At 71.2% G+C, this 26691-nt stretch carries 24 protein-coding genes and 1 tRNA gene; 10 read left to right on the top strand and 15 right to left on the bottom strand.

Annotated elements, in window-relative coordinates; genetic code table 11:
- A partial coding sequence (locus MFF13_RS19380) for a helix-turn-helix domain-containing protein (protein WP_238272766.1) occupies positions 1 to 505 on the bottom strand: 505 nt, incomplete at its 3' end.
- Between the two features lie 508 nt (positions 506 to 1013).
- On the opposite strand from MFF13_RS19380, the gene MFF13_RS19375 reads away from it, so the two are divergent.
- The 3 genes from MFF13_RS19375 to MFF13_RS19365 all read left to right on the top strand — a co-directional run bounded on the left by MFF13_RS19375 (position 1014) and on the right by MFF13_RS19365 (position 5503).
- Positions 1014 to 2684, top strand: a complete 1671-nt coding sequence (locus MFF13_RS19375) for a porin (protein ID WP_238272765.1) — start codon at positions 1014 to 1016, stop codon at positions 2682 to 2684.
- Positions 2685 to 3048: 364 nt separating this feature from the next.
- On the top strand, positions 3049 to 4431 hold the full coding sequence (locus tag MFF13_RS19370; RefSeq protein ID WP_238272764.1) for a 2-hydroxycarboxylate transporter family protein: 1383 nt from the start codon (positions 3049 to 3051) through the stop codon (positions 4429 to 4431).
- A 121-nt stretch (positions 4432 to 4552) separates the two neighbouring features.
- Positions 4553 to 5503: a hypothetical protein gene (locus MFF13_RS19365; protein ID WP_238272763.1), complete on the top strand. Its 951-nt coding sequence runs from the start codon at positions 4553 to 4555 to the stop codon at positions 5501 to 5503.
- Positions 5504 to 5555: 52 nt separating this feature from the next.
- On the opposite strand, the gene MFF13_RS19360 is transcribed toward MFF13_RS19365, so the two are convergent.
- Genes MFF13_RS19360 through MFF13_RS19345 form a run of 4 tightly spaced genes read right to left on the bottom strand, consistent with a single transcriptional unit; the run spans position 5556 to position 10510 of the window.
- Positions 5556 to 6683 (bottom strand): glycosyltransferase family 4 protein, encoded by a 1128-nt coding sequence (locus MFF13_RS19360; RefSeq protein WP_238272762.1) that lies wholly within the window; start codon positions 6681 to 6683, stop codon positions 5556 to 5558.
- 1 nt (position 6684) lies between these two features.
- Positions 6685 to 8067 (bottom strand): right-handed parallel beta-helix repeat-containing protein, encoded by a 1383-nt coding sequence (locus tag MFF13_RS19355; RefSeq protein ID WP_238272761.1) that lies wholly within the window; start codon positions 8065 to 8067, stop codon positions 6685 to 6687.
- A complete protein-coding gene (locus MFF13_RS19350; RefSeq protein WP_147763607.1) occupies positions 8064 to 9026 on the bottom strand; it encodes a glycosyltransferase family 2 protein in 963 nt (320 codons plus the stop codon). The genes MFF13_RS19355 and MFF13_RS19350 overlap by 4 nt, the downstream gene beginning before the upstream one ends.
- Positions 9023 to 10510, bottom strand: a complete 1488-nt coding sequence (locus MFF13_RS19345) for a polysaccharide biosynthesis C-terminal domain-containing protein (protein WP_238272760.1) — start codon at positions 10508 to 10510, stop codon at positions 9023 to 9025. The genes MFF13_RS19350 and MFF13_RS19345 overlap by 4 nt, the downstream gene beginning before the upstream one ends.
- Before the next feature lie 173 nt (positions 10511 to 10683).
- Here MFF13_RS19345 and MFF13_RS19340 point away from each other — a divergent pair, with 173 nt between their 5' ends.
- Positions 10684 to 11289: a serine acetyltransferase gene (locus tag MFF13_RS19340; RefSeq protein ID WP_238272759.1), complete on the top strand. Its 606-nt coding sequence runs from the start codon at positions 10684 to 10686 to the stop codon at positions 11287 to 11289.
- Positions 11286 to 11957: a serine O-acetyltransferase gene (locus tag MFF13_RS19335; RefSeq protein ID WP_187277455.1), complete on the top strand. Its 672-nt coding sequence runs from the start codon at positions 11286 to 11288 to the stop codon at positions 11955 to 11957. The genes MFF13_RS19340 and MFF13_RS19335 overlap by 4 nt, the downstream gene beginning before the upstream one ends.
- A 47-nt stretch (positions 11958 to 12004) precedes the next feature.
- Here the strand turns inward: MFF13_RS19335 and MFF13_RS19330 are convergent, their stop codons facing one another.
- Positions 12005 to 13138 carry a DUF1972 domain-containing protein gene (locus tag MFF13_RS19330; protein ID WP_147831579.1) on the bottom strand — a complete coding sequence of 378 codons (1134 nt, stop codon included), beginning with the start codon at positions 13136 to 13138 and terminating at the stop codon, positions 12005 to 12007.
- 90 nt (positions 13139 to 13228) lie between these two features.
- On the opposite strand from MFF13_RS19330, the gene MFF13_RS19325 reads away from it, so the two are divergent.
- Positions 13229 to 14011 carry a class I SAM-dependent methyltransferase gene (locus MFF13_RS19325; protein WP_238272757.1) on the top strand — a complete coding sequence of 261 codons (783 nt, stop codon included), beginning with the start codon at positions 13229 to 13231 and terminating at the stop codon, positions 14009 to 14011.
- A 22-nt stretch (positions 14012 to 14033) separates the two neighbouring features.
- Here the strand turns inward: MFF13_RS19325 and MFF13_RS19320 are convergent, their stop codons facing one another.
- From MFF13_RS19320 to MFF13_RS19285, 8 genes are all read right to left on the bottom strand, one after another.
- Positions 14034 to 14957 (bottom strand): glycosyltransferase family 2 protein, encoded by a 924-nt coding sequence (locus MFF13_RS19320; protein WP_238272756.1) that lies wholly within the window; start codon positions 14955 to 14957, stop codon positions 14034 to 14036.
- A complete protein-coding gene (locus MFF13_RS19315) occupies positions 14954 to 16600 on the bottom strand; it encodes an O-antigen ligase family protein (protein ID WP_238272755.1) in 1647 nt (548 codons plus the stop codon). Before MFF13_RS19315 ends, MFF13_RS19320 begins: the two co-directional genes overlap by 4 nt.
- The gene (locus tag MFF13_RS19310) at positions 16597 to 17244 is read right to left on the bottom strand and encodes a CpsD/CapB family tyrosine-protein kinase (RefSeq protein ID WP_238272754.1); all 648 of its coding nucleotides are present in this window, start codon (positions 17242 to 17244) and stop codon (positions 16597 to 16599) included. Before MFF13_RS19310 ends, MFF13_RS19315 begins: the two co-directional genes overlap by 4 nt.
- Positions 17241 to 18851, bottom strand: a complete 1611-nt coding sequence (locus MFF13_RS19305; RefSeq protein WP_238272753.1) for a GumC domain-containing protein — start codon at positions 18849 to 18851, stop codon at positions 17241 to 17243. The genes MFF13_RS19310 and MFF13_RS19305 overlap by 4 nt, the downstream gene beginning before the upstream one ends.
- Positions 18848 to 19921 carry a polysaccharide biosynthesis/export family protein gene (locus MFF13_RS19300; protein ID WP_238272752.1) on the bottom strand — a complete coding sequence of 358 codons (1074 nt, stop codon included), beginning with the start codon at positions 19919 to 19921 and terminating at the stop codon, positions 18848 to 18850. Before MFF13_RS19300 ends, MFF13_RS19305 begins: the two co-directional genes overlap by 4 nt.
- A 343-nt stretch (positions 19922 to 20264) precedes the next feature.
- Positions 20265 to 21152, bottom strand: a complete 888-nt coding sequence (locus tag MFF13_RS19295) for a cation diffusion facilitator family transporter (RefSeq protein ID WP_147754572.1) — start codon at positions 21150 to 21152, stop codon at positions 20265 to 20267.
- Between the two features lie 145 nt (positions 21153 to 21297).
- Positions 21298 to 21510 (bottom strand): hypothetical protein, encoded by a 213-nt coding sequence (locus MFF13_RS19290; protein ID WP_238272751.1) that lies wholly within the window; start codon positions 21508 to 21510, stop codon positions 21298 to 21300.
- 46 nt (positions 21511 to 21556) lie between these two features.
- Complete coding sequence (locus MFF13_RS19285) at positions 21557 to 21799, bottom strand: hypothetical protein (RefSeq protein WP_238272750.1); 243 nt, start codon at positions 21797 to 21799, stop codon at positions 21557 to 21559.
- Between the two features lie 144 nt (positions 21800 to 21943).
- On the opposite strand from MFF13_RS19285, the gene queA reads away from it, so the two are divergent.
- Together queA and tgt are read left to right on the top strand one after the other, a co-directional pair.
- Positions 21944 to 23044, top strand: coding sequence for a tRNA preQ1(34) S-adenosylmethionine ribosyltransferase-isomerase QueA (gene queA / locus MFF13_RS19280; protein ID WP_238272749.1), 1101 nt, complete (start codon positions 21944 to 21946; stop codon positions 23042 to 23044).
- Between the two features lie 268 nt (positions 23045 to 23312).
- Positions 23313 to 24449, top strand: a complete 1137-nt coding sequence (tgt, locus tag MFF13_RS19275; RefSeq protein WP_238272748.1) for a tRNA guanosine(34) transglycosylase Tgt — start codon at positions 23313 to 23315, stop codon at positions 24447 to 24449.
- A 15-nt stretch (positions 24450 to 24464) separates the two neighbouring features.
- Here tgt and MFF13_RS19270 read toward each other — a convergent pair whose 3' ends face one another.
- Positions 24465 to 25544, bottom strand: coding sequence for a hypothetical protein (locus MFF13_RS19270; RefSeq protein WP_238272747.1), 1080 nt, complete (start codon positions 25542 to 25544; stop codon positions 24465 to 24467).
- A gap of 181 nt (positions 25545 to 25725) precedes the next feature.
- Between MFF13_RS19270 and MFF13_RS19265 the strand changes: the two genes are divergently transcribed.
- Positions 25726 to 25801: transfer RNA gene (locus tag MFF13_RS19265), tRNA-Lys, on the top strand.
- A 262-nt stretch (positions 25802 to 26063) separates the two neighbouring features.
- A partial coding sequence (locus MFF13_RS19260; RefSeq protein WP_238272746.1) for a hypothetical protein occupies positions 26064 to 26691 on the top strand: 628 nt, incomplete at its 3' end.

Raw genomic sequence — 26691 nt, 5'->3', positions numbered from 1 at the left:
ACGAAATTCCTGACAGTCCCGGGCGGGCCGAGAGTTTGCGGTAGCCCATGGCCCGTAGCACCCGGCTCGGCGTCTGCTCGGACACCGACACGCCGTGATCCTCGGACAGGATCTGGGCCAGATCGCACAACCGCCAGCGCACCACACCGTGTGCGGCCGGCGTCGGTCCCTGGTCGACCAGCGCCTTGAGGACATCGCGCTGGTCGGCGTTCAGGCGCGGCCGGGCCCCGGGGGCCTTGCCGTCGACCAGCCCGTCCGGTCCATCGGCGTTGAAGGCCACGACCCAGTCGCGCACCGTCTGCAACCCGACCCCGCCGATCTCGGCCGCCTCCAAGCGCAAACCACCCGCGGCAATCACCGACAGCGCCAACAGGCGGCGGGTCTGCGCCGGATCACGCGAACCCTTGGCCAGACCGCGCAAGGCCTCGGCATCGAAGTCCGACCGCAGCGGCACCGGTGCAGCCATCGCATCCTCCTCAGGCTCCAAACCCAAGGAAAGAATCACGACCGAGATGCCGACGCTACCCCACAAGAGTCCTGCTCAGCGAGGCTTGGTATAACTCGCTAAAATTATGTATTCGCCGCCATACGCCACGAGGGCCAAACGTGGTGAGGCCACGACGCGACGTGCAAGATCACGATCCGAAGCATACCACAGATTGAAAGAACGACATTTTACACAATCGGAATGCGAGGTGCCGTCCCGATCTGTATTTCGACGCGTTCCTCGACTGGGCGGGCGAAACAGATTGCTACATCCGTCAGTAAGATAGCTAAAGGCCAGTCGATTCGTTGCCGTCATGCAACAGCGGCGTCGCACGAGGTCTTGGCGGACGATTCGACATTGCTTGGGGGAACCGGTTCGCACACAGTAATTGGGCTCTGGGGGGCATCGCAAAAGCGGGCCCGATGAGCCCGCACCTAAAAAGCGGGCCGCACAAGAAACGTACGTCGCGATCGGCCCCGGCCGCGCGACCGTACGATCCTCGGGTCTCGAAGCTTTTGTGATATCTATGTCGCTCTTGAAGATGACCCTGCTCGCTTCGGCCGCCGGCTTCGCCGCCGTCGCCGGCGCGCAGGCTGCCGATCTGCCGGTCAAGAAGGCCGCCCCGATCGAATACGTCCGCGTCTGCACCGCCTACGGCGCCGGCTTCTTCTACATCCCCGGCACCGACACCTGCATCCGCCTCTCGGGCCGCGCCCGCTTCGAGACCGGCTACCAGACCAGCAACTCCCGCGCCGCCGGCAACGGCGACCTGACCGGCTACCAGGGCCGCATGCGCATCAACGTCGATGCCCGCACCCAGACCGCCTACGGCACGCTCCGCGCCTTCATCCGCCTCGATGCCGGCAGCCGCTCCGGCTACGCGGGCGTCGGCACCTCCGGGACCCAGCAGCGCCAGGGCGCGGCCTTCGTCGGCACCGGCGTCGACGGCTTCGGCCGCCTGCAGCAGTACTCGAACGTCGACAAGGCCTTCGTGCAGTTCGCCGGCTTCACCGCCGGTCGCGCCGCGTCGTTCTTCGACTTCTACGCCCACGACTTCGAGTTCATCGGTGGCACCGCCGGCTCCGACACGGCCTCGACCAACCTCGCCGCCTACACCGCGACGCTCGGCAACGGCTTCTCGGCCACGCTCTCGGTGGAAGACCCGGTCTATCGCCGCACGCCGATCTTCTCGCCCACCGTCAACGTGGCTGGCGTCACGGTCAACGCAGCGGTCGCGAACTTCGGTCTCACGGTCTCGCCTGTGCCGGTCTTCATCGGCTACACCGGTGCGGTCCCGACCCGCTACAGCACCATCGATGCGATCGAGCGCAGCCGGATGCCCGACTTCGTCGGCGCTGTCCGATACGACGCAGCGTGGGGCTCTGCCCAGCTCTCGGCCGCCGTGCACGAGCTGAACGTCGGCAACGTCGCTGCTGGCGCCGGCACCGGTGCCGGCACGAACGTCAGCATCGCCCACACCAACAACGCCTACGGCTACGCCGTGCAGGGCGGCGTGAAGGTCAACCTGCCGTTCATCGCCCCCGGCGACACCCTCTACCTGCAGGGCGCCTACGGCAACGGTGCGCAGCTCTACACCGGCTACTCCTCGCTCACCGGCTCGTTCACGCAGAGCACGATCGCCATGCAGGGCCAGAAGTTCGCGCAGTTCTTCTCCGACGCGACGATCAACCCGTACACCGGCCAGCTCTCGACCTCTGAAAGCTTCACCGCCGTCGCCTCGATGCTGCACTACTGGTCGCCCGAGTGGCGTTCGGCGTTCTTCGGCTCCTACGGCGAGCAGTCGTTCTCGGCAGGCGCCCGCGCCGGCCAGGGCGACGCCTACTCGCTCTACACCACCAACCCAATCGGCAACCCTGCAGCCCTCGTTAACTTCGGCGCCAGCTCCGTCGGCACCCCGGGCACCCGTTTCTACAACCTCAGCCAGGCGCTCCGCGACACCTACCAGTTCGTCGCCGGCGCGAGCCTGATCTGGTCGCCGGTCAAGGACCTCGATATCGGTGTGGAAGGCTTCTACACCCTGATCGGCGTCAAGAACGGCCGCGTGATCGACAACGACAAGGATCCGACCGCCTACTCGACCGCCCGTGTCGCCGCGATCAACGCCGGCGGGTTCGTGCGCACCACCAGCAGCGACAACGTCTCGCAGGTCCGTATCCGCGTCCAGCGCGACTTCTAAGTCAGGCAGAGACGTCGCGCGGTCCCCGAGGGAACCGCGCGACGCGGGGCTTCGAGAGACCTACGGCACGATCGAGGCCCGGCTGCCGCAGCCGGGCCTTTTTCGTGCCGGGCCGTGCGCGTCGTCGCAGGTTTGAGACAGTCGCGGCGGTCTCTCCACCGGCACGTGCGGGAGGCATTGACCTTCGAAGCCGCTTCGGGCTGAGATCAAAGCGTCGCCGGCAACGTCCGGCCCGCCCGAGTCGGACCGAACGCGGTCTCATCCGTCCGCGATCCGATCTCGATGTGCCGCACGCCCGGCAGGTCGCCGCCGGCGGCAGGACTGGACCGGCCCGCCAAGAGGCCGGATCTTCGGAGGAAACCCCGTGACGCGCCCCACCTCACCGCCGCTCGCGGATCGACCTGTCTCGGCCTCGGAGCCGTCGCGCCGGTTCTGGCCTCTCGGCTGGTGGCGGCTGGTCGACACCCAGATCGGCATCATTCCGCTGCCGATCTATGTGATCGTCGCGGTGCTCCTGGCGATCCTGACCGCCGAGGGCGAGATCCGCCCCGACGGCCCGACGATGATCGCCGTGCTGGTGCTCGGCGGCTTCACCTGCGCCGAGATCGGCAAGCGACTGCCGATCCTGCGCAACATCGGCGCGGGGGCGATCTTCGCGACCTTCGTGCCGTCGGCGCTTGTCTATTACAAGTTGATCCCGCCGCAGGTCGAGAAGGCGATCGTCGACTTCACGAAGTTCACCAACTTCCTCTACATCTACATCGCGGCGATCATCGTCGGCTCCATCCTCGGGATGGACCGGGACGTCCTGATCAAGGGCTTCCTGAAGATCTTCGTGCCGCTGGCTGTGGGTTCGGTTGTCGCGGCCGCGGTCGGGACGCTCGTCGGGACGACGCTGGGCCTGGGCGCCCACCACACCTTCTTCTACATCGTCGTGCCGATCATGGCCGGCGGCGTCGGCGAGGGCGCGATCCCGCTCTCGATCGGCTACGCCCAGATCCTCGGCCAGCCGCAGGGCGACGTGTTCGCCCAGGTGCTGCCGCCGGTGATGCTCGGCAGCCTCACGGCGATCATCCTCTCGGGCACCCTGAACTTCGTCGGCAAGCGCTATCCCGGCCTGACCGGCGAGGGAAAGCTTCAGCCCGACCACGACGGGACGCCCCCCGGCGACGCGGTCGCGAAGGAGGAGGCCAATTCCGGCCAGGTCGACGTCTCGACCATCGCCGCCGCCGGGCTCACCGCGATCACCCTCTATCTCCTCGGCGTGATGGCCCACCACCTCACCGGCCTGCCGGCGCCCGTGGCGATGCTGTTCCTGGCGGTGCTGGCCAAGCTCTCGAGCGCGGTCTCGCCCCATCTCCAGGCCGGCGGCTTCGTGGTCTACAAGTTCGTGCAGACCGGCATGACCTATCCGCTGCTCTTCGCCATCGGCGTCGCGCTCACCCCGTGGGACAAGCTGATGGCGGCCTTCACCGTCACCAACCTGATCACCATCGTCGCCACCGTGACCACGCTGATGGGCACCGGCTTCGTCGTCGGGCGCCTGCTCGGGATGTACCCGATCGAGACCGCGATCGTGAACGCCTGCCATTCGGGGCAGGGCGGCACCGGCGACGTGGCGATCCTCACGGCCTCCAACCGGATGGCGCTGATGCCGTTCGCCCAGATCGCCACGCGGATCGGCGGCGCGCTCACGGTGACCGGCACCCTGATCACCCTGAAATGGCTGACCGGCATCGCGGGCTGACCTGGCCCATGAGCGCGGGAACCGGTGCGCTAAATACAACCCAGGGTTAATATCACCTTCACCCTCTGCCGCCACTCTGGTTCGGGACCGCCGCCGGCGGCCCGAATCGGAACGCTCCCTGATGCTCGCGACAGCCCGAGACCTCATCCGGCCGAACCGCTCCGGCACGATCCGCCCGCGCGACGCCGAAGCCCGCCACGCGTCCGGGCTCGTCGGCCGCGATGCGCTCGTCTGGCGGCTTCGGGTCCTGGTGACCGAAGCGCGGCAGCCGGTGTGCCTGACCGGCCCGGCAGGCAGCGGCAGCACCGCGATCGCCGCCGCCGTCGCCGACGCGCTGGCGCGCCGGACCCGCGTGCTCGGCCTGCGCTGCACGCCCGAGACCACCTTCGCGCGTCTCACGGAGATCCTGGCCGAAGGCCTTGACGCCAGTGATGTTTCCGGCCCCGTCGCCATCGTACTTACCGATATCGGGGCGGTCGCCGAGCCCAACTTCCTGCGGGCGCTCGCGCATCTCGCGGCCGGGATGCCGCAGCTCGGCTGGCTGGTCGCTGGCGCGCCCAAAAGCGTCGCCGGGGCGCAGGCGGTCCCGATCCCGTTGCTCTCCGAATCGGAGACCGCCGCCGCCTTGGAGGCGGTCGTCGCCCGGCGCGCGGCCGCGATCTCGAAGATCGGCCGCAGCGCGGCGGCGACGCTGTGTCGAGGCCTGCCGGGCCTCGCCGACCGCCTCGTCGCGGAGGCCTGGGCGGCCGCCGGCACGGCGGGCGACGACGCCATCGGCCTGCCGCACCTGCGCGCGGCCGCCCGCGCCCTGGTCGGACCCGAGGTCGCCCTGGACGCGCCGCCCCTGCTCCGCGCCGCCGCCCGCACGCCGACCGATCCCGACGGCAGCTTCCCGCGCGCCGCCCTGGCGATCGCGCTCGAACGCGCCGGCGAGGCGACGGACCGTGGCTTCGCGCCGGACCGCGACCCCGCCCTGGTCGCGACCGGCCGCGGGCGCCTGCGCTTCGCCGACGACGCGACCGCCGCCCGCCTCCTGCTGTCGGAATTCGGCTGGACGTTCCATCGCGGATGACCGAGGGGGCCGGCCCCCCTCGGCCTCTTGGGGGCCCGGGATGGTGGGTCCCTCAGTGCGACTTCACCAATCCGCGCACGGGCTCCGCCGCCGTGTCGCGGGCCGGGAAGGCGCGGCGCATCGCGTCCACGAAGGCGGTGGCCGGGCCGTCCCAGTCGTGGCGGGCGACGTGGGCGCGGGCGCGGGCCGCGTCGAAAGGCAGGCGCCCCTCCACCGCCGCCTGCATCAGGGCGGCGAGGCGCTCGATGCGGTCCGGCGCGTCGAGGTCGAAGTAGCTCGCCGCGTCGCCGCCCGATTCGGGGATGGCGGTGACGTTCGAGGCGATCACCGGCGTGCCGAGCGCCAGGCTCTCCAGAACCGGGATGCCCCAGCCCTCGCCGGCGCTCGGGAACACCAGGGCGGCGGCGTTGGCGTAGAGGTCGCCGAGGCCGCGGTCGTCGATTCCGGCCACGTGCACCACGTCCGCCATCGACGAGAGCCGCGCCAGCGTCTCCGGGTTCTCCCCGTCGGGCTTGCCCACCACCACGAGGCGGGCGGCGCCGGGGCTGAGCCGCGCGAAGGCGTCCAGCGTCAGCGCGAGGTTCTTCCGCGGCTCCAGCCGCCCGACCATCATCAGGTAGGGGCGCCCGTCGCGGATCGGCGACCGGGTGATCGCCCCGGTGCGGGGCGGACTCGTCCCGCAGCGCACCTCGACGATGCGGTCCGGATCGATCCGGTAGGTCCGGGCGATCGAATCGCGGCTGTAGCGCGAGATCGTCACGACGAGGCGGGCGCGCTTGGCGCCGAGCCGCGTCAGCAGGCGGGTGCGCCAGCGCATGCCGAAGGCGAAGAACGCCGGATGGGTCTCGAACAGGATGTCGTGGACGACGACGACCTGGCGCGCGCCCGGCACCAGCGGCGGGGCGATGTAGGTGGTCAGCAGGGCGTCGATCCGGTCGCGGTGCACGAGCCAGGGCCAGACCGCCAGCAACCGCAGGGCGCGGGGCACACGCGGCAGCCGGACGTGCTCGACGTTTGCGCCCGCAATCATCGTCGCGGCGCGCACGGGGTCGTCGGAATAGATCACGTAGGTGGCGTCCGGGTGGCGCGCGACCGCGCGGCCGACCACGTTGACGAGCCAGGTGCGGCTGCCCTGCATCTTGCCGACGAGGACGTGGGCGTCGATTCCGATCCGGGTCATGTCACGGGCTCCGATAGGCGCCGAAGGTCGGGGCCTCGTTGGGGGCGTAGGGGCGGCCGATCAGGTCCCGCGTCGCACCGAGCGGGATGCCGGGACGCGAAAGCGCACGCGTCAGCGCGAAGCCGTTCGCGAAGGGCTTCGTGGGGTCGGCGAAGGCCGGCGCCTCGGTGAGGTCCGGCGCGGGCGCTCCCAGCGGCAGCGACGCGCCGTCGTCGGTGCGTGCGGCGCCGTAGGCGTAGAGCCAGCCGCCGGGCGCGTGCCGCAGCAGGTTGGGGCCGATGGCGTTGCCGCGGCCGGTGCTCGTCGCCTCGACGACGATGGCGGCGACGCCGCCCCGTGTCGCAACAACGATGTTGTTCAGCACCCGGTTGTCGACCGTGCGGCCGACCTGCTTCGTGTAGTCGCTGGCCAGCACGATCTCGCCCTTGTAGGCGTGCCGCCCGCCGGAATCGGCCATGTTGCCGACGACGGTGTTGTTGGACACGAGGGTCCGTCCGGCGTCGAACAGGTTGATGCCGGCGCCGTCGTTGCCGGTCGTCACGTTGAAGGCGACGAGGTTGTCGTCGCACCACTGATCGACCTGGATGCCGTTGCCGTCCTGGCCCGTCGTCTCCCGCTGCCCGGTGACGACGTTGTAGCGGATGGTGTTGCGGTCGCCCGCGTCCTGCCCCGCATCCTTGGCGTAGACGTGGATGCCCGAGGTGCCCGACATCGAGACGCCGTTGTCGTGGACCCGGTTGCCCTCGACGACGTAGCCCGACCCGTTGATCTCCATCCCGTGGATGCCGCTGCCGGAGACCGTGTTGCTCGCGATGATCGTCGGGTCGTCGGGGGGCGCGTTGATCACGTCCACGGCGATGCCGTGGGTCTTGTTGCCGGTGAGCCGGTTGCCGAGGATGCGGTGCCCCGCCCCGGAGCCGTCGCCGATCCAGATGCCCAGCCCCGAGGCGTCCACCGCCGAATCCCGGACGGTGACGTGGTGGCTGCCCCGGCGCAGGATGAAGCCGGAATTCACCGCCCCCCGCACCGTCAGCCCGGACACGGTGACGTAGGCCGCGTCCTCGAACACCACCGAGTTCGACAGCACCGGCTCGGTGCCGGGCACAGCAGCCACCGTCACCGGCGCCTCGGCGGTGCCGCGGGCGCTGACGACGACCACGCCGTCGAAGCGGCCGCCCTTGACCAGCACCGCGCTGCCGGCCGCCAGGCTCGCGAAGGGCACGGCGGACAGCGCCGCCACCGTCCGGTAGCCGGGCATCGTCGCGCCCGCCGGGTCGACGAGGATGCGCTGCAGGCTGGGGGGCTCCGCCGGCTGGCAGGCGGTGGAGGCCGCCAGCATAGGCAGGAGCGCGACGATCGCCGTCGCCCGGAGGCGGATGCTCATGCGGCCTCCGCGAAAGCGCGGGCGATGGCGAGCCGCTTGCGGCGCTGGAACAGCCGCCGCCACACCGTCCGCCCGGCGGCCGGGCTGAGGCGGGTGAGCGAGCGCGCCGCCGCGCGCCAGCCGGGCAGGGCGACCTCCGGCATCACGAGGTCGGCCAGCGCGTGGCGGCGCGCGCGACCGAAGGGTTCTGGGCCGACGAGCCCGAGGCGGGCGAGGTCCAGGGCGAGGTCGGGGCGCTTGCGGTACCACAGCACCAGGGCCGCCCCCTCGCGCTCGGCGATCGCCAAGTAGGCCGCCTCGTCGAGGAAGTGGTGGTGGTAGGCCAGCGCCTGCGGCTCGTAGAACAGGCGCATCCCGCGCCGCGCCAGCCGCTCGCCGAGCTCGATGTCCTCGTGCCAGGTCAACTGCTGATCGAAGCCGCCGGCCTCGCGCAGAAAGCCGGCATCGACGCTGACGTTGCAGGTCAGGAACGCGTCCCAGCCGAGCTCGACCTTGCCGGCGAGCGCGTCGTAGGAGGCGTCGTGGTGGAGCGCCGCGAACGGCGAGAACGGCAGCGCCGGGTCGATCGTCATCCGCCCGAGGATCGCCGTCTCGCGCCCCCCCCGCCGGGCGTGGGCCGCCAGGTGCGCCGCGACGAGGTTCGGGCCGGGGATTGTGTCGTCGTTGACGACGAGCAGGCGCGTGCCGCGGGCGGCCTCAATCGACCGGTTGCGGGCGGCGTTCGCCCCCGCGTTCTCCTGGCGCAGGTGCACCACCGGCCGCCGAGCGGTCGCGACCGCCCGGCTGATCACCGCGCCGGTGCCGTCGAGGGAGCCGTCGTCGCAGACCACGATCTCGAAGGCGGCTTCCGTCTCCTGGCGATCGAAGGCGGCGAGGGTCAGCCGCAAGGTCTCGGCGCGGCCGTAGGTCGGGATGATCACCGACAGGATCGGGGTGTCGGCGGGCGTGTCCGGCGTCATGACGAGGCTTCCGGGCTGGAGAGTTGCGGGCTGGAGAGTTGCGGGCTGGAGAGTTGCGGGCTGGAGAGTTGCCGGCTGGAGAATTGCGGGCTGGAGAATTGCGGGCTGGTGAGGGAGGGGCCGGCGAGGGGATCGCGCGGGCGCAGCCAAAGGCCGCCGGCGAGCGCGAGCAGCGCGCCGGCCGGCAGGGTGACGGGGGCGAGGGCGGCCGGGCTCGCGAGGACGCAGGTCGCCATGGCGAGGGTCGGCACCAGGATCGCCGGCCAGTCGCGGGGCAGGAGCGGTGCCCCGACGGACCGGCGGAACGCGAACACAACCACCGCGAGCATCGCGAACTCGGCGGCGAGCGCCGCGAGCGCGGCGCCCGTCGCGCCGGCCCGCGGCACCAGCACGAGGCAGAGGACGGCGTTCACCGCGCAGCCGGCGGCGCTGAACGGCACCGCGAAGCCGGTGCGGCCGAGCGCGACCAGGGCCGAGAACAGGATCGTCGCGGCGATCATCGCCGCCGCCATCAGCGCGGCGATGCGCAGGACCGGCACGCTGGCCGCGTAGTCCGGCCCGAACAGCAGGCGGACCAGCGGGTCGGCCAGCACCCAGGCCGCGATCACGCCGGGGCCGGCGACGGACAGGACGAGGCGCAGCGCAAGGCGGGTCTGCGCCGGCAGGGTGCCGGCGCCGACGGCGCGCCCGAACACCGGCAGCAGCGGCGCGGCCAAGGTGATCGCGACGGCGACCCCGAGCTCGAAGAAGCGGTAGCCGGCGGTGAACAGCCCGACCTCGGCCGCCCCCGCGAAGGCGGCGAGCGCGAGCAGGCCGATGCGGGCGTTGAGCGTGCCGAGCGCGTTCGAGACGCCGACGCCAGCCGCCCCGCGGATCGTGGCGAGGCCGTCCGTAAGAGCGGCGACGCGCAGCGGCACGAGCCGTCCGGCGAGCACCAGGGCGATGGCGCCGTAGGCCGTCCCGGCCGCCACCGCGACCAGGGGCAACACCGCCTCCGGCGCGTCGAGGGCCAGCGCCAGCGCGGTCCCGACGACCAGCACGGCGGCGTTGCCGAGGGAGGGATAGGCCGACCAGCCGGGCCGGCCGCAGACCTGGAACAGCGCGTCGAGGAAGCGGGCGGCCACGAGCGGCATGGCGAGCGCCGCCAGCGTCAGCGCGGGCCGCGTCGGCGCCGGCAGCAGCGGCAGGGCGCAGAGCAGCGCGAGGCCCGTTCCCGCCCCGAGGATCAGCCGGGCGGAGAGCATGGCGGCGAGGGCGGCGGCCCGCGCGGCGGGCTCGCAGGCGCCGATGCGGGCGGCGAAGGTCAGCGTCGTGCCGAAGTCGGCGGCGATCAGGGCGATCGCCAGGGCGGCGAGCGCGATGCCGTAATGGCCGAGCACCACCGGCCCGGCGACCTTCGCCACCATCACGAAGGCCGCGAAGCCTGCCAGCAGGTAGATCCCGCGGCCGGCCGCCTGCCCGACGAGGTTGATGCCGTAGCGCATCCCCCTCCGGTCTTGGCCCGTGTCGGTTCGATTCACCACCATACGCATCTTTCGGTGATTTTCGCCGGAAGAATGCTACCTACGATTGTAGGATCGCACGGCCCGGACGGGCATACCGCGAAAACGCCCTATGGTTGCGTCTATAAGTATTATACAACCGTAAAGAGAGTGGCATGCCCAAGTCAGCCGACGTGCTCGCAGCCCGTGACCTCGCCGGAACCGATTCAGGCGGCGTCGCCGCGATCTCCTGGGCGGAGACGCGCGCGGCGCTCCGCGCCGACCGGGCGCATTGGGCGCGCCGCATGCCCGGACCGGTGCGCCTGCGCCGCGGCTACCAGGCGATCTGGCTCTATCGGATGTCGCGCTACGCCCACGAGAACGGCTGGCGGATGGCGGCGTGGCTGCTCTGGATCGTCAACGGCTGGCTGACGGGCTCGGACATCCCGCCCTCGACCCGGATCGCCGGCGGGATGTTCCTGCCCCATCCCTACGGCACGATCATCGCGGGCGCCGTCGGGCGCGACGCCGCCTTCGGCTTCCAGGCCTCGATCGGCGGCCTCTACAAGACGCCGGACCGCGACGTCGGCGGCGGCCCCGGCCTGCCCCGCCTCGGCGACGACGTCGTCCTCGAGCCGGCCTCGATCGTGCTCGGCGCGGTGCTGATCGGCGACCGCGCCCGTGTCGGGCCGCGCTGCCTCGTGCTCAAGGACATCGAACCCGACACCGACCTGGCGCCGACTGACTGGCGCGCGCTGCCGGGACGGGGCGTCGCGTCGTGAGCGACGCCCGGCCCCTGCCCGAACCGAACCTCGACCACGCCCGCCCGGCGGTGATGCGGCGGATGCTGGCCGCCGACCTCGCGCGGATCGTGCGCCAGATCAGCGGCGACAGGCCGATGTCGCGCGCGCGCGCGGCGATGATGGTGCTGCTGCCGGCGATGCAATGCGCCGCGTTCCACCGGGTCGCCCACCTGCTGCACCTGCGCGGATGGCGGCGGAGCGCTGCCGCCGTCGCCGGGCTGTCGACGCGCCTCACGGGCGCCTCCTTTCACCCGGGATCGCGGATCGGCCCCGGCTTGTTCGTGCCCCACCCGGCCCGGATCGGCTTCTGCGGCACGGCGGGGCGCGACCTCGTGATCCTGCCGGCGGTAGTGGTCGCGCCCGCGCGCCCGGTGCTGGCCGCCGACCCGTTCCCCGCGGACGCGCCGCGCCTCGGCGACGGCGTCGTGGTCGGCGCCCATTCGCTCGTCCTCGGGGCGGTGACGGTCGGCGACGGGGCGATGGTCGGCGTCGGGGTCGCCACCCTGCGGGACATCCCGGCCGGGACCGTATCGGTCCAGCGCCTGCGCCAGACCAGCGTCCCGACCCGCGAGCCGGATCCTGTGGTCGCCGAAGACATCACGATCGCGCAAGCCTCCGGGCCCGCCCGGGACAGGAGCGCCGCATGAGACGCCCCCGTAACCTCTATCACCGGGCCGGGGGCCATCCCGTGGCCTCAGCCCGCGACCTCGACGCGGGCCGCGGCCCGGCGGCGGGCGCGGGTTTCGGGGAGCTGCGCCCGCAGCACCCGCTCGTAGGCGTCGACGATGCCGTCCCAGGCAAAGGCCTCGGCGTGACGTGCCCGCGCGCCGGACGACATCGCCGCGAGCTGCCCGGCCGGGGCGCGGGCGAGCCGCACGATGCCGTGGCGCAACTCGGTCTCGTCGCCGAAAAAGGCGGCGTCGGGTCCGGCCACCCAGCGGTTGAAGACGTTGTCGTGGGCGAGCACCGGCGAACCGGCGCCGAGCGCCTCGACCAGCGAGGGGTTGGTGCCGCCGACCGTGTGGCCGTGGATATGGAAGCGGGCGTGCCGGCGCAAAGCCGCGACGCGGTCCGCCTCGTAGATCGCGCCGGCGAAGATCACGTCCGGCCCGGCGGCCGCGCGCACCGCCCGGTGGTAGGCGTCCGCCTCCGAGAGTTTGCCGAGCACCACCAGGGGCAGGCCGGGGCTCACCTCGCTCCAGGCGCGGACCACCTGCAGCACAAGGTTCTCGGGCACGATGCGGGCGATGGCCAAGCCGTAACGCTGCGGCTCAACCCCGAGGGCGGCCAGCGATGTTGCCGGCGCGTCGGCCACGGGGTCGGCCCCGTAGGCGATGGTGGTGATGCGCCGCGTCGCGTTTACGCGGGCGAGGTGCCGGGCGATCTCGGGATGGTCGGCGACGAGGTGCGTCGAGAACAGGCTGCCGCAATGCTCGTTCAGCCAGAACCACACCTTGGCGGGCCTCGACCAGCGGTCCCGGCGCCACTCGATCCCGTCCATGTTCATCACGCTGCGCTTTCCGGTCAGCCGGTAGAGCAGGGAGAACGCGGCGGTGTTGTAGCCGAGCACCAGCGGCAGGGCCGGACGGAACGCCGCCTGCAAGGTGCATTTCCAGTCGAACCGGATCGTGGCGAGCGGGCCGTCGCCCGACGCCTGGACCGGGATCAGGTCGACGCCGCGCCAGGTCGAGGGCGCGGTCGGCCGATCGACCTGGCAGTAGACCTCGACCCGCCAGCCGCGGGCGACCAGCTCCAGCGCGAGCCGTTCGGCCAGGGTCTCGAAGCCGCCATGCGCCGCGGGGACGCCCCGCGTGCCGAGGATCGCCACCGCCGGCCGCGCTGCGCCGGCGTGCCGCCCGCCATCGGACGCCCGCACGCGGCGCGTCCCCACCACCCCATCGCTTGAGGAGGACGATTCATGGGCCACGACACCCTTCTGCGCCAGGACGCGATGCCCCATCGAGAGCCGGTCACCGTCGAGGAGCGGCTTTTTCGCGAGATGGGAGCCGGGGGCTATTCCCGGCAGGACCACCGGATGGAGTACATCGTCCGCGTCAACACGCTGCTGCGCCCCGACATGCGGGTGATGGAGTTCGGCGCCGGGCGCGGCAAGTGGAGCCATGACCCGGTTCCACTGCGCCGCCAGCTCGGGGACTTCCGCGGGCGCTGCGCCCACGTCACCGCCTGCGACGTCGACGAGGCGGTGCTCGGAAACGAGACGGCGGACGCCGTCAAGCTCGTCGGCCACGACGGGCTGCTGCCCTTCCCCGATGCCAGCTTCGACCTGATCTCGGCCTTCTCGGTGCTGGAGCACATCGAGACGCCCGAGCGGACGGCGCAGGAGCTCGGCCGCATCCTCGCCCCCGGCGGCTGGCTCTGCGCCTGGACGCCCAACCGCTGGGGCTATGTCGGGGTCGGAGCCCGGCTGGTCCCGAAGCGGCTGCACGCCCGGGTGCTGCGCCTGGTCGAGCCACGCCGCGTCGAGATCGACTCGTTCGTGCCGCTCTACACGATGAACACGGAGGCGGCGCGGAAGCGGCTTTTCCCAACTGACCGGTTCGAGCACTTCACCTACGCGTTCGACGGGCAACCGTTCTATCATGGCGAGAACATCGTCCTGGGCAAGTTTTGGGAGTTGCTGTTCCGGCTCACGCCGGGTCCGTTCAAGGGCTATCACATGGTCTTCATCCGAAAGCGCTGAGCGATTACTGAGCTTTCTTCGTTTATATATTTGTAAGGTGGTCCGCGAACCGCTTCATGTCGCGACTCCTGCCCAACAGGTCCGGCCGGCGCCGCAGCCGGCCGAGCAGGCCGTAGACGGCCGCGCGCGCGGTGAACCCGAGCCAGAGCGGCACCGCGAAGAAGGCCGGCGAGGACAGCCGGCGCCCCCCGTTGCGCAGCCGATAGACGCCGGCGAGCCCGTCGAGCCAGCGGGGGGAGCGGGTGCTCCCCGAGCCGCCCTGGAGGTGGACCACGCTGCGGTCCGGCAGGTACTCGACCCGCCATCCGGCGTCGCGCACCCGGCAGCCCCAGTCGACGTCCTCGCCGTAGAGGAACAGCGGGCTCGACAGGCCGCCGATCGCCTCCACCGCCTCGCGCCGCAACATCAGGAAGGCGCCGCAGAGCCAGTCGACGGAGACCGGCCCCGGCGCTCGCGCCTGGCCGCCCGACAGGTAGACCCCGCGCAAGCCGAACCGCCCCGACAGACCGGCTGCGTGTACCGCGACGGTGAGCGGGCGCGGCTCGAACCCGGCGTCGCCGACCTGATGGCGCCCGTCCTCGAAGACGAGGCGCAGGCCGACGGCGCCGACCTGGGGGTGGGCGTCGAGGTGGGCGAGCGCCACCGCGACCGCATCCGGGTCGCGCAGGTACGCGTCCGGGTTGAGCAGCAGGATCGCGTCGCCGCGGGCCGCGGCGTAGGCGATGGCGTTGGCGCCGGCGAACCCGTGGTTCGTCGTCTCCGCGATCACGCGGATGTCGGGCCAGGCGGCAGCGATCCGCTCGGCCGTGCCGTCGCCGGACGCGTTGTCGACGACGATCACCTCGTAGGGACGGTCGATCCGGCTCGCCGCGAGCAGGGCGAGGCAGGTGTCGACGTCGGCGCCGGACTTGTAGGTGACGACGAGGACGCTGAGGGCGGGGGTCATCGCGCGCTCCGTCGTTCGGATCGGGCGCGGGACGGCACCACGCGGCTTCCTCTCCCAGCGGGAGAGGGCTGGGGTGAGGGGCGTGCGTCATCCGGAAAGGTCACGCCCCTCATCCTGTCCTGCTCCCCCTGGGAGAAGGGACCCGCGCTCGGTGCGGTGAGGGCGGCGATGCGGCCGGCGCGCTGCGCCGCCGCCACCGCCGCGATCATCCCGAGCGCGGTGTAGAGCAGCTCGGCGATGCCGAGGTTCAGGCGGAAGCCCGGGTCGACGAGGCCGTGGAGGAGGTGGGCGAGGAGCCCGATCGCCGAGGCGCCGGCGATCGCGGCGAGGGGGTCGCCGACCGGCGCGCGCCGCACCGCGGAAAAGCCGCGCCACAGGCCGATCCCGAAGACCAGGGCGAAGGCGGCGTATCCGACGATCCCGACCTCGGTGAGGACGAGGATGTGGAGGTTGTGGACGACGTGGTTCGAGCGGTCGAACAGGCCGGCGAGCCGCGACAGGCCGGTGTGGTCCAGCGTCGCGAACATGTTGCCGAAATTGTTCAATCCGACCCCGAGGATCGGGAACTGCGAAAACAGCGCGAGCGCCGCCGCGTTCAGGGGGCCGCGCTGCGCCGCCGAGCCGCCGTCGTCGGCGAACAGCCGCTCCCAGATCATCGGACCGACGACGATCGCTGCGACGACGCCCACGGCGAGGAGGAGGCCCGCCACGACCAGGCTCGCCCGCGAGAGCAGCCGGTCGCGGTAGACCAGCAGCACGACGAGCGACGCCGAGAGCGGGTAGGTGAGCCACGAGGCCCGCGACAGTGTCAGCACCACGCCACTGAGCGCCGAGAGCGCGCCCATCGCCCCGACGAGGCGCAGCCAGGCCGGGCCGCGGGAGAGCGCCAGAGCCAGCGCGAGCGGCCACACCACCTCGTAATAGTAGCCGAGGATGTTCGGGTGGACCTTGAAGCCGGCGGCGCGGCGCTGGGCCTGGAAGTTGATGTTCTCCTCGACGATCTGCTCCTCGCCGAGCACGCCGAGGCCGAGTTCCGAGCCGGTGACGTACTGCACCGCCGCCGCCGCGGTCTGGACCAAGCATAGGACGCAGATCGCCAGCGCCAGGGTGCGGACGTCTTGCGGGCCGAGGTTGGCGATCGCGACCGAGACGACGAGCAGGGTGAGGAAACGCCACTCGTCGAACCACAGGTAGGTCGGGTCGCCCGCGTTCACGAGGGAGAGCACGCCGGCCGCCATGAAGGCGAGTTGCGTCAGCACCAGGGGCGGATCGAGCGACACGCGCTGCGGGCCGGCCTCGCCGATCCCGACGAGCCGGAAGGCGATCAGCGTCAGCGCCACGAGGAAGGCGACGCTGACGGTCAGCCCGGCGCCGCCGCCGATGCTCGGCAGGTACTGTCCGACCGCCTCGAAGTGCTGGAAGACGCTGACGTCGAGCTTGACCGTGAGCCCGACCGCGAAGGCGACGAGCAGGAACGGCGTCAACCGGACGCGCTGCCCCAGGATCAGGGCGGCGAGGCCGCCGAGCGGCGCGACCAGCCCGACGACGGCGAACTTCGGCGGCGCGTTCGCCAGCGACACGGCCATTGCTGCGGCGCCGGCGCCGATCGCCAGCGGCGGAAGGGTGCGGAGCGCGAGCCTCATCCGAGCCGCCGGTAGAGCCAGTCGGGGATCGGCCGCCGGGTCCGGTTGAGGACGACGCCGAGGGCGGTGCCGCCCGCGGCGTCGAGGTCGCGCATCGCCTGCTCGGCCACGACCCGCCGGGTCCGTTCGGCCCCGACGACCACGACGAAGCCGTCGACGAGGGGGCCGAGCGCCGCGGTGTCGCCGATCTGCCCGATCGGCGCGCAATCGAGGATCGCGAGGTGGTAGCGCTGGTCGACGAGCCCGAGGAAGGCCTCGACGCGGGCGTCGTCGAGGCCGGCCTCGCGGATCGCGGCGGCGGTGCCGGCGGGGACGACGTGGAAGCCGTCGGCCACCGGGTGGACGCCGTCCAGGGGCGCCGCCGCGCCGACGACGATGTCGGCGAACCCCGGCTTGCCCGCAAGACCGTAGGCGGCGGCGAGCGTGGGCTTGGCCCAGTTCGCCTCGATCAAGACCACGTCGAGGTCGCGCCTTGCATAGAGCCCGGCGAGCTGGCGGCTGAGCGAGGTGACGCCGTCTCCGGCCTGCACCGCGGTGACGCCGATGCGCCGGAGCGGCGGCCCCTCGCGCCGGTTGAGCTGCACCAGGGCCGGCTCGAGCACTGCGCGGTCGGGCACCGCCGGATCGTAAGAGGCGGCGATCATGCGGTGGCTCCACGGAGGCCGGGGGCGCGGGAGCGCCGCGGCGCGGCGCGGCCCTCGTCGCGCAAGGGGAGGGCGGCGAGCACCGGCACCCCCAGCGAGCGCGCCACGTCCGACGCGCTGCGGTAGGTCTGGGCGAGGATCTCGGCCAGCGCGACGTAGGCCAGAGCCGCGACGAGCCCGAGGCCGGCGGCGAGCCCGAGGATCAGCAGGCGGTTCGGCCCACTCGGCAGCCGCGGCGGCACCGCCCGGGCGACGAGCGCGGACGAGGTGACGGACTGCGAATCCAGGCCGGTCCCGGTCGTCAGCTCGTCGATGCGACGCTGGGTCTGGGCGATCTCGTCGGCGAGCAGGCTCTTCTGCTGGCCGAGCCGGCCGAAGGCGAGGGAGGCGTCGCTCTGGCCGATCGCCGCCTGGCGCCGCGACGCCTCGATGTTGGAGATCGCCGCGATCTTCTCCGCGAGCACCGCGAGCCGGGTGGTGTCGGCACTGATCAGCGCGCGGTATTTCTGCCGGGCGAGCTCGGTGAGGTCGCGGTCGAGGCTCGCGAATTCGGGCGCCGCCGGGCGGAACCGCGTGGCGAGTTCCGAGCGCCGGGTGCGCAGCTCGGCGAAGCGCTGGTCGAAGGCGGCCACCGTCGGGTCGGCGTCCGCCGGGGTCGGCTGCCAGCGGTCGGGGCCGGATTCCTTGGTGCGCCTGAGGCGGGTCTCGACGCCCTCGCGCTCGATCTGCGCCGCCGACTTCTGGCGGGCGAGGTCGGCCAGCGTGCCGAGGTCGTTCTGCTGCTCGATCGCGAAGCTCGCGGTGTTGGCGCCCTTGAGGTACTTGCCGAGCTGCCGGTCGATCGCGGCGAGCTCGGCGCGGGCGCGCTCCAGCTTGCCCGCGTAGAACGAGGCCGGCGTCTCGTCGGCGTAGACCTCGACGTGGCGGCGCTTGTAGGCGTCGAGCAGGCGGTTGAGGGCGTCCGCCGCGAAGGTCGGGTCGGTCCAGGTGAACCCGGTGACGATCACGTCCGTCTCCTTGACGAACACGACCTTGAAGGAGGCGAGGTAGGCCTCGTACAGCTTCTCGTCCGGGCTGAGGTGGCGCAGCAGGCCGACCGCCTCGAAGGGGATCCGAAGGGTGTCGACGACCCAGGTCTTGACCGCCTTGGCGGCGCGCACGAGCTGGCGCCCCTGGTAGACGAGCCAGGCGCCCCATTCCTCGGGGGGCTGGCCGAGGTCGCCCAGCGGCATGATGCGCTTCAGCGCCTCGAACTCGCCGCGCACGATGCTCGGGTCGCGCAGGATCTCGATCTCGTTGTTCACGTTCTGCGCGCGCTCGGAGAACATGTAGTTCTGGTTGGCGCCGCCATTGATCGGGGCGGCCGACTTCTCGCGCCCGAGGCGGATGATGAGCTTGGCGTCCGAGGTGTACTCGGTCGGGGTCAGCAGGAGGTAGATCCCGGCCCCGACCAGGGCCGCGGCCAGGATCAGCAGCGCCGGGCGGGCGTGGCGGAACAGGGCGCCGAGCCCGTCGCGCAGATCGAAGCCATGCCGCTCGAAGCCATGCCGCTCGAAGCCATGCCGCTCGAAGCCCCGCGGGTCGAGGGCTGTCTCGGTGCCGCTCATAGGGCTGCCCTCGCCGTGGTGCTGGTGGAGGTCGAGGCGGACGGGCCGGTGATGTAGTTCACGCCGAAGCCGGTGCCGTTGAAGAGCAGGATCTGGCGGACCACGAGGTCGACCGCGCGCGCGGTCTTGGCGAGCACCGAGGGCGGCACGTAGACCGTGGCGTTCGGCGGCACGACGATCGAGTCGGCCAAGCCCGGCACGCTGATGTCGACCACCTGCACGGTTCCTTGCGCGCCCGCGTCGAAGCGGATGATCCGCACCGCCTCGCCGGCCGCGGTCGGCAGGACGCCGCCGGCGGTGCCGAGGACCTGGGCCAGCGTCCGCGGCCCCGATAGGGTGACCGGGCCGGGCACCCGGACCTCGCCGAACACCATGGTGTTGGCCGGAACCAGCGAGGCGAGCCGCACGCTCGGGCTGACCGAGGCGAGGTGGTGCCGGTAGGCGGCGGACAGCGCCGCCGAGACCTCGTTGACGGTTCGGCCGGCCGCCTGGACCGGGGGCACCATCGGCAGGTTGATCTTGCCGTCCGGCTCGATCGCCATCAGCTTGACGCGGCCGATGTCGGACCGCTGGGTCAGGTCGCGGAAGTCGTCGATGGGCGTGCGGAACTTGCGCAGCAGGATCGTGACGACCGGGTTGATCAGGACGTCGTCGTAGGTCTCGCGGATCAGGGTGGCGGCGCGCTCGGGCGACAGGCCGGCGACCATGATGCCGTTCTTGCCGGGCAGCGAGATCCGCCCGTCCGGCCGGACCACAACCGTCCGGTTGTATTCAGGGTGCGTCCGGAAATCGACGTCGAACTCGTCGTTCGGGTTGAGCCGATAGGTCGGCTGGACCACGCTGGAATCGATCAGCAGCGAGACTTCGAGGTTGTCGCCGACGTTGAGGCGGTAGTTCATCAGCCCGAGGCGCATGGTGCGCCCGACCTCCTCCTGCGCCGCGGCGACGACCGCCGGCGGCGCCTCGGGGATGGAGCCGGTCCGCGCGACGTCGCCGACCGCAGAGGGCGCGGCCTGCCGCGCGCGGGTCGCCATGCACCCGGACAGGGCGGCCGCGCAGGCGAGCGACACCGCGAGGCGGGTCGCCCGCCGGCCGCGCCGGCCGGCATTGCGATCGACAGGAGAAGCACACACCATCATAGGCCTTCAGCCGCACCATGCTCGGCCACGTTCCGTTCGATAACAACCTGTGAACGTATCGTGGCACCCGGTACAATCTGAGAACCTGGTTAACGAACTTTGAAACCCCTGGGTCCTATCCCACCATAAGTTGCATTGATCCGGAGGCGTGGCAGAATGCGCAGACGCGCCGGCAGGCAGGCGTCGCCTCGGAATGCGGTGGGTCCGACGCGCCCCGCGACGGCGGGGCGGTCATCCGCCGGACCTCATGGATTCCTGGTCTCGAGACGCGGTCTCAGAGCACCGGCACGCCGCGGAACTTCGCGTGCTCGGCCGGCTCCACGTGGATCACCACCACGGCGCCGGGGATCGTGGTCTCCAGCGCGTCCTCGAGCCGGTCGCAGATCTCGTGCGCCTCGCGCACGCTCATCTCGCCGGGCACGACGAGGTGGAAGTCGATGAAGGTCGCCTGACCGGCGTAGCGGGTGCGGACGTCGTGCGCCTCCAGCGCGCCCTCGCCGTGGAGCGAGATCAGCGAGCGGATCTGCCCGACCATGTCGCCGGGCGCGGCCCGGTCCATCAGGCCGTCGACGGATTCGCGGACCATCTTCCAGCCGGACCAGAGAATGTTCAGGGCGACGAGCCCCGCGACCACCGGATCGAGCACCGGGATGCCGGTCACCAGCACCAGGACCACGCCGACGAGCACGCCGCCCGAGGTGAACACGTCGGCGAGCACGTGGCGGCCGTCGGCGACCAGGGCCGGCGAGCGCCAGGCCTTGCCCCAGCGCAGTAGCGCCCACGCCCACACCGCGTTGATCGCCGTGGCGACGGCGTTGATGGCGAGGCCGATGGCGGGGGCGTCGACGGGCCTGGGCGCCAGGATGCCATAATACGCCTCGCGCAGGATCAGCAGCGACGCGACGATGATCAGCGATCCCTCGATCACCGCCGAGAAGAACTCCGCCTTGTGGTGGCCGTAGGGGTGGTCTTCGTCGGCCGGCAGCCCGGCCACCCGCAGGGCGACGAACGCACTCAGCGCCGCGACCACGTTGATGATGCTCTCGAGCGCGTCCGAGTACAGCGCGAGGCTGCCGGTGAGCCAGTAGGCGAGGAATTTCAGCCCCGTGACCGCGAGGCCGACGACGGCGCTGGCGAGGGCGGCTTTCTGCGTGCGACTCATGACGGGTCCGGGGAAACGACCCGGCGGCTCTAATCGACCGTCCACCCGCAAGGCCACGGCAAAGGTTCAAGGCCACAGCACAGCTTCGAGGCTGCTGCACACCTTGCACGCCGGGGCAAGGAACTTAGCCGAAGCTATCTTGTGATCAGGCGGGGGAGGCGGCTCCACTCGCGCGGGCGGTCTCGCGCGCCTCGCTCTGCGCCTCCCGGGCCCGCGCGTCTGCGGCCCGGCGCAGGAAGCGCCGCTTCTGCCAGCCGAACCGGGCCGCGGCGGCGAGCGCTTCAAGGCGGTCGGCCTCGCGAGCCCAGTAGCCGACGAGTTGCCCGTCGAGGGTGGTCCGCTCCGCCTGCGCCGTCATCCGTCCCTCCGCCCGGAAAGGGCCTACGCTCGATATCCCAAAACGCTCAACGCGGCGGGGTCGGTTCCGCGGTCTCCTCGACGACCAGCGCCTCGGCGTCGCCCGCGAAGCTGCCGGCGCCGTCGGGCACTGGGGTGGACGGCGTGCCGAAGGGCGTGCTCGGATAGGCCTGCTCGAATTTTTCACGCGCCTCGGCCGGGTCCGCGCCCTTGAGCACGATCTGCGGCTTGCCCGGCAGAGGCCAGCGCGGGTCGGCGGGATCGCGGGGGCGCACGGCGTACCAGGGCATGGAGGCTCCGAGTCGGGAAGCAAAGCGGGATCGACGCCTGCCGTGAACGGAGGGCGGTCGGACGCGGTTCCCTGCGGGCTCCGCCGCATCGATTGCCCCCGCCCGGATTGATTCCCGGCGCGGGGCGGTGCAGGTGCCGGCCCCATGCGCGTGGACCTGTTCGATTTCGACCTGCCCGAGGCCAGCATCGCCCTCCGCCCGGCCGAGCCGCGCGGCGCCGGACGCCTGCTCGTCGTGCGCCCCGGCGGAGGCTCCCACCCAGACGGGCTGGAGGATGCGCGCGTCGCCGACCTTCCGGGCCTGCTGCGCCGGGGCGACGCCCTGGTCTTCAACGACACGCAGGTGATCCCGGCGCGCCTCCACGGCATCCGCACCCGTCCCGGCGCACCGGGCCAGCGCACGGAGGTGATGCTGCACCTGCGCGAGGCGCCCGATCTCTGGCGTGCCTTCGCGCGCCCGGCCAAGCGCCTGACCGTCGGCGACCGCATCGCCTTCGGCCGGCACGGGGCCAGCGAGCCCTGCGAACGCGGCGGCCTCGACGCGACCGTTGCGGCCAAGGGCGAGGGGGGCGAGATCACCCTGCGCTTCGACCTCGCCGGGCCGGCCCTCGACGAAGCCGTCGCCGCCGTCGGGGAATTGCCGCTGCCGCCCTACATCGCCGGCAAGCGCCCCACCGACGCACGGGACGCCACCGACTACCAGACGGTCTACGCCCGCAACCCCGGCGCCGTCGCCGCCCCCACCGCCGGCCTGCACGTCTCCGACGACCTGCTGGCGCGGTGCGACGCCGCCGGGATCGGCCGCCATACGCTCACCCTGCATGTCGGGGCGGGCACCTTCCTGCCGGTCAAGGCCGAGGACACCGCCGACCACCGCATGCACGCCGAGGTCGGCATCCTGGATGCCGCGACCGCCGACGCCCTCAACGCGGTGCGGGCGGCCGGCGGACGGATCGTGGCGGTGGGCACCACCGCGCTCCGCCTGCTGGAGAGCGCCGCCGACGCGGAGGGGCGGCTCCACCCCTTCGCCGGCCCGACCGAGATCTTCATCACCCCCGGCACGCGCATCCGCGCGGTGGACGCGCTGATGACCAACTTCCACCTGCCGCGCTCGACCCTGTTCATGCTGGTCTCGGCCTTCTCCGGCCTCGACACCATGCGCGCCGCCTACGCCCACGCGATCGCGCAGGGCTATCGGTTCTACTCCTACGGCGATTCGAGCCTGCTGTTTCCCGCCCCGGTCTGATAGGGTTTTTGCCGAACGCGCCTCTTCCCATCCCTGCAAGCAGGTCGCCGAACGCGCCGATCTCTTAGACTCCGCTTCCAGACCCTCCCCGTCATCCCGGGGCGCCGAAGGCGAGCCCGGGATCCAAGAACCGCAGGTCGTGTTCCAGCCTGGCATCGTCGGCGGCTCTGGATCCTGGACTCTGCTGCGCAGCCCCGGGATGACGGAGGGACCGGTCGAGGAGAAGGAGAGAGGTGCGATCCGAAAGCATCTGGAAGCCGTCCCCGCCATGTCCGACACAGACTTCGCCTTCGCCGTCCACGCCACCGACGGGCAAGCCCGCACCGGCGCGATCACCATGCCGCGGGGAAAAATCCGGACGCCGGCCTTCATGCCGGTCGGCACCGCCGGCACGGTCAAGGCCATGTATGCGAGCCAGGTGCGCGACCTCGGCGCCGACGTGGTGCTCGGCAACACCTACCACCTGATGCTGCGCCCCGGCGCCGAGCGGATGGCGCGGCTCGGCGGCCTGCACCGCTTCATGCGCTGGGACGGGCCGATCCTCACCGATTCCGGCGGCTTCCAGGTGATGTCGCTCTCCGCGCTGCGGAAGCTCGACGAGCAGGGCGTGACCTTCCGCTCGCATGTGGACGGCACCGCCCACCACATGTCGCCGGAGCGCTCGATCGAGATCCAGGGCCTGCTCGGCTCTGACATCCAGATGCAGCTCGACGAGTGCGTGCGCCTGCCGGCCGAGCGCGAGGCGATCGAGAAGGCGATGCGCCTGTCGCTGCGCTGGGCCGAGCGCTGCCGCACCGCCTTCGGCGAGCAGCCGGGCAAGGCGATGTTCGGGATCGTGCAGGGCGGCGACGTGCCGGAGCTTCGGATCGAGAGCGCCCGGGCTTTGGCAGACCTCGACCTCAAGGGCTACGCGATCGGCGGCCTCGCGGTCGGCGAGCCGCAGGCGGTGATGCTCGCGATGATCGAGACGGTGGAGCCGCACCTACCGAGCACCAAGCCGCGCTACCTGATGGGCGTCGGCACGCCGGACGACCTGATGCGCTCGGTCGCGCGCGGCATCGACATGTTCGATTGCGTGATGCCGACGCGCGCCGGCCGCCACGGCCTCGCCTACACCCGCCACGGCCGGATCAACCTGCGCAACGCCCGCCACGCCGAGGACACGCGGCCGCTGGACGAGGCTTCCGCGTGCGAGGCGTCGCGCGCGTATTCTCGCGCCTACCTCCACCATCTCGTGCGCTCCGACGAGATCTTGGGGATGATGCTGCTGACCTGGAACAACCTCGCCTACTACCAGGACCTGATGGCGGGGATGCGCGTGGCGATCACGGAGGGCCGGCTCGACGCGTTCTGCGAGGAGACCCGCGCGGGCTGGGCCCGGGCCGAGCGCGACGCCGCCGGCTGAAAGCCCTTTCGCGCATCACGGATGCGCCAGCACCCGGTAGCTGCCGTCGGGGGCGTCCGCGCCCGCCTCGGCCGCCGCCTGCAGGCCCGCGACGACGCGCGCCGCCACCGGCAGGCGGTAGTGCAGGGCGTCCCAATAGTTCTCGTCGCGCGTGGTGATCGGCGAGGGTAGGCGGAAATCCACTACCACCACCCCCCGCGCCTTGCCGATCGCGGCGACACGGCGCTTGCAGGCGGCCTCGCGCGCGCCCTCCGGCGTGCCGGCCGGCGCCTGCGCCGCCACGTGGACCGGCATGAAGGCGACGAGCTTGCGCGCCGCCTCCGGCACCGCGGCGAGCAGCCCGTCGAGGACGTCGAGCATCGGCATGGCGTCATGAATGGCGTCGGGCGCGGCGTCGCCCGCCCGCGCCGCCGGCCCCACGCCCGACTCCGGGTCGAGCGGGCTGCCGCCGCCGTGGATGTGGCGCGCGGCGCGGACCGGGTCGTAGGCGGCCTCCGGCGGCGTGAACACGGAAAAGCCGTCGCCGCGGATGCGGGCCGGCGCGAGGCCGAGGCGGTGGAGCGCGACCTGGGCCGCGATCCCGAGGCTCTGCCCGTTCACCTGCCGCAGCCAGCCCCACGGGGCGCCCTCCGCATAGAGCCAGTCCGGGAACGGGTGCGCGGTGCGGCGGGGCGGGGCGGCGGCGCACCAGGTGGAATCCAGCGCGAACAGCACGGCGCGCACGGCGTTCCGGCGCAGGAACAGTGTTGCCAGGGTGCGCTGCTCGTCCGGCGTCGCGGCGTTGACGGCGAGGTTGGCAAAGCGCACCCCGAACGCCCGGTCGAGGTCGTGCGGATCGAGGAGGCGCGCCGTCGAGGTCCCGAACACCGCCGCGTCGTATCCGCCGGCCCGCGCGATCCGCGGGTACATGAAGCGCTGGTTGCGATCCATGATCGCGCCCGGCCGCCCGGGGCTCGCGCGCAGGCCGTAAGGGTCCATCGCCGCGACGAAACCGATCGCGGCCAGGCCGAACCCGAGGCCGGCAAGGGCGAAGGCGAGGGCGAAGCGAGGCCAGCGACGGGCAGGCGAGGTCGGGGCAGGGCGGGGAGGGATCACGGCTGACGTTCCGGCCCGACATCCGGGCGTCCGACCGCCGATGCCAGCAGACCATGGCGCCCGCGCGGCACGGATGCGACGCCGTTCGGCGCAACCCCCATGTTGACCCGTCCGGCGGCCTCCCCTATTCCACCCACGCCTCCCCGGGGCCGGCCCGCGCGGCCGACCGCACGGCGGACGCGAGCGCGTAGCTCAGCTGGTAGAGCAACGGACTTTTAATCTGTAGGTCTTGGGTTCGAACCCCAACGCGCTCACCAACAATTACAGGCACTTAACGCGCCTTTTGTTTGTCGGCCATATAGCAGGGTAACAATAAGGGTAACAGAGCCTCCCTAAGCGACACCCGCGTGCAAACGTAGCGGCAAGCTCACTCTTCTGGCTGCGGACCCGCTGCAAACGTAGCGGAGGCTTGAAGCCTCTGACACGGCACCTGCTTGTGCGGCGCAGTTCCCAGCCCTTATCTCGTTTGTGGTCGCTTAACCGAGCGAGCGCACGATGCATTTTTTTGGATCGGCTCAGATGACTGAGACCCCGCGCTTCGAACCCATTTATCCGGCTCATGCCATCGAGCGGTGCTCGGCAACCGTAGGGTTTGGCGAGCCTATCACTGAAAAGCTTTTACAAAAAATTCGCACGAAGGCTGGCCCCTTGTTTTCCCAACTTCAGATGGGCGCGCAGGTTCAATCGCAACTCTCATTTGAAATCGATCCGCAAAGTGGAGTTGCAACCCCGAAGCAATCTGGTTTCGGTGCCATTGTATACTCAAATATGGACCGGTCTTTGAATTGTATAATTACACCTATGGCGCTTGTATGGAATAATGCAAGGTATGTTAGATGGCAGCCCTTCATTGGACAAATGGAACAAACTATCCCTCCTTTGCTAAGCATTATCAATGATGCAGTTAATATTACAAATATTAAACTTGAATACTTAGACAGATTTTATTGGACTGGAGACTGGGATAACTTTGACAGCAAGAAACTTCTACGATCGGATAGGGGCAGTTGGGCTGAGACAGCAAATCGGGGAAGGCGCGAATGGCATTCGCACGCCGGTTGGTTCGAGACTATTTCTGAAAATTCCAGAAGATTAATGAACATAAATATTGATGCAGTAAGCGCCACTGATCGGCCCCCACGAGGTG

Origin of the sequence: Methylobacterium cerastii (assembly GCF_022179125.1) — a bacterium.
Classification (GTDB): Bacteria; Pseudomonadota; Alphaproteobacteria; order Rhizobiales; family Beijerinckiaceae; genus Methylobacterium; species Methylobacterium cerastii.
This window is presented reverse-complemented; position numbering and strand designations above follow the sequence as displayed.

Bases quoted from the DNA above. Each gene is read 5' to 3' on its own strand.
- MFF13_RS19375 (WP_238272765.1), top strand. From the start codon at position 1,014: ATGTCGCTCTTGAAGATGACCCTGCTCGCTTCGGCCGCCGGCTTCGCC.
- MFF13_RS19365 (WP_238272763.1), top strand. From the start codon at position 4,553: ATGCTCGCGACAGCCCGAGACCTCATCCGGCCGAACCGCTCCGGCACG.
- MFF13_RS19360 (WP_238272762.1), bottom strand. From the start codon at position 6,683: ATGACCCGGATCGGAATCGACGCCCACGTCCTCGTCGGCAAGATGCAG.
- MFF13_RS19355 (WP_238272761.1), bottom strand. From the start codon at position 8,067: ATGAGCATCCGCCTCCGGGCGACGGCGATCGTCGCGCTCCTGCCTATG.
- MFF13_RS19350 (WP_147763607.1), bottom strand. From the start codon at position 9,026: ATGACGCCGGACACGCCCGCCGACACCCCGATCCTGTCGGTGATCATC.
- MFF13_RS19345 (WP_238272760.1), bottom strand. From the start codon at position 10,510: ATGCGCTACGGCATCAACCTCGTCGGGCAGGCGGCCGGCCGCGGGATC.
- MFF13_RS19340 (WP_238272759.1), top strand. From the start codon at position 10,684: ATGCCCAAGTCAGCCGACGTGCTCGCAGCCCGTGACCTCGCCGGAACC.
- MFF13_RS19325 (WP_238272757.1), top strand. From the start codon at position 13,229: ATGGGCCACGACACCCTTCTGCGCCAGGACGCGATGCCCCATCGAGAG.
- MFF13_RS19320 (WP_238272756.1), bottom strand. From the start codon at position 14,957: ATGACCCCCGCCCTCAGCGTCCTCGTCGTCACCTACAAGTCCGGCGCC.
- MFF13_RS19315 (WP_238272755.1), bottom strand. From the start codon at position 16,600: ATGAGGCTCGCGCTCCGCACCCTTCCGCCGCTGGCGATCGGCGCCGGC.
- MFF13_RS19310 (WP_238272754.1), bottom strand. From the start codon at position 17,244: ATGATCGCCGCCTCTTACGATCCGGCGGTGCCCGACCGCGCAGTGCTC.
- MFF13_RS19305 (WP_238272753.1), bottom strand. From the start codon at position 18,851: ATGAGCGGCACCGAGACAGCCCTCGACCCGCGGGGCTTCGAGCGGCAT.
- MFF13_RS19295 (WP_147754572.1), bottom strand. From the start codon at position 21,152: ATGAGTCGCACGCAGAAAGCCGCCCTCGCCAGCGCCGTCGTCGGCCTC.
- MFF13_RS19290 (WP_238272751.1), bottom strand. From the start codon at position 21,510: ATGACGGCGCAGGCGGAGCGGACCACCCTCGACGGGCAACTCGTCGGC.
- MFF13_RS19285 (WP_238272750.1), bottom strand. From the start codon at position 21,799: ATGCCCTGGTACGCCGTGCGCCCCCGCGATCCCGCCGACCCGCGCTGG.
- queA (WP_238272749.1), top strand. From the start codon at position 21,944: ATGCGCGTGGACCTGTTCGATTTCGACCTGCCCGAGGCCAGCATCGCC.
- tgt (WP_238272748.1), top strand. From the start codon at position 23,313: ATGTCCGACACAGACTTCGCCTTCGCCGTCCACGCCACCGACGGGCAA.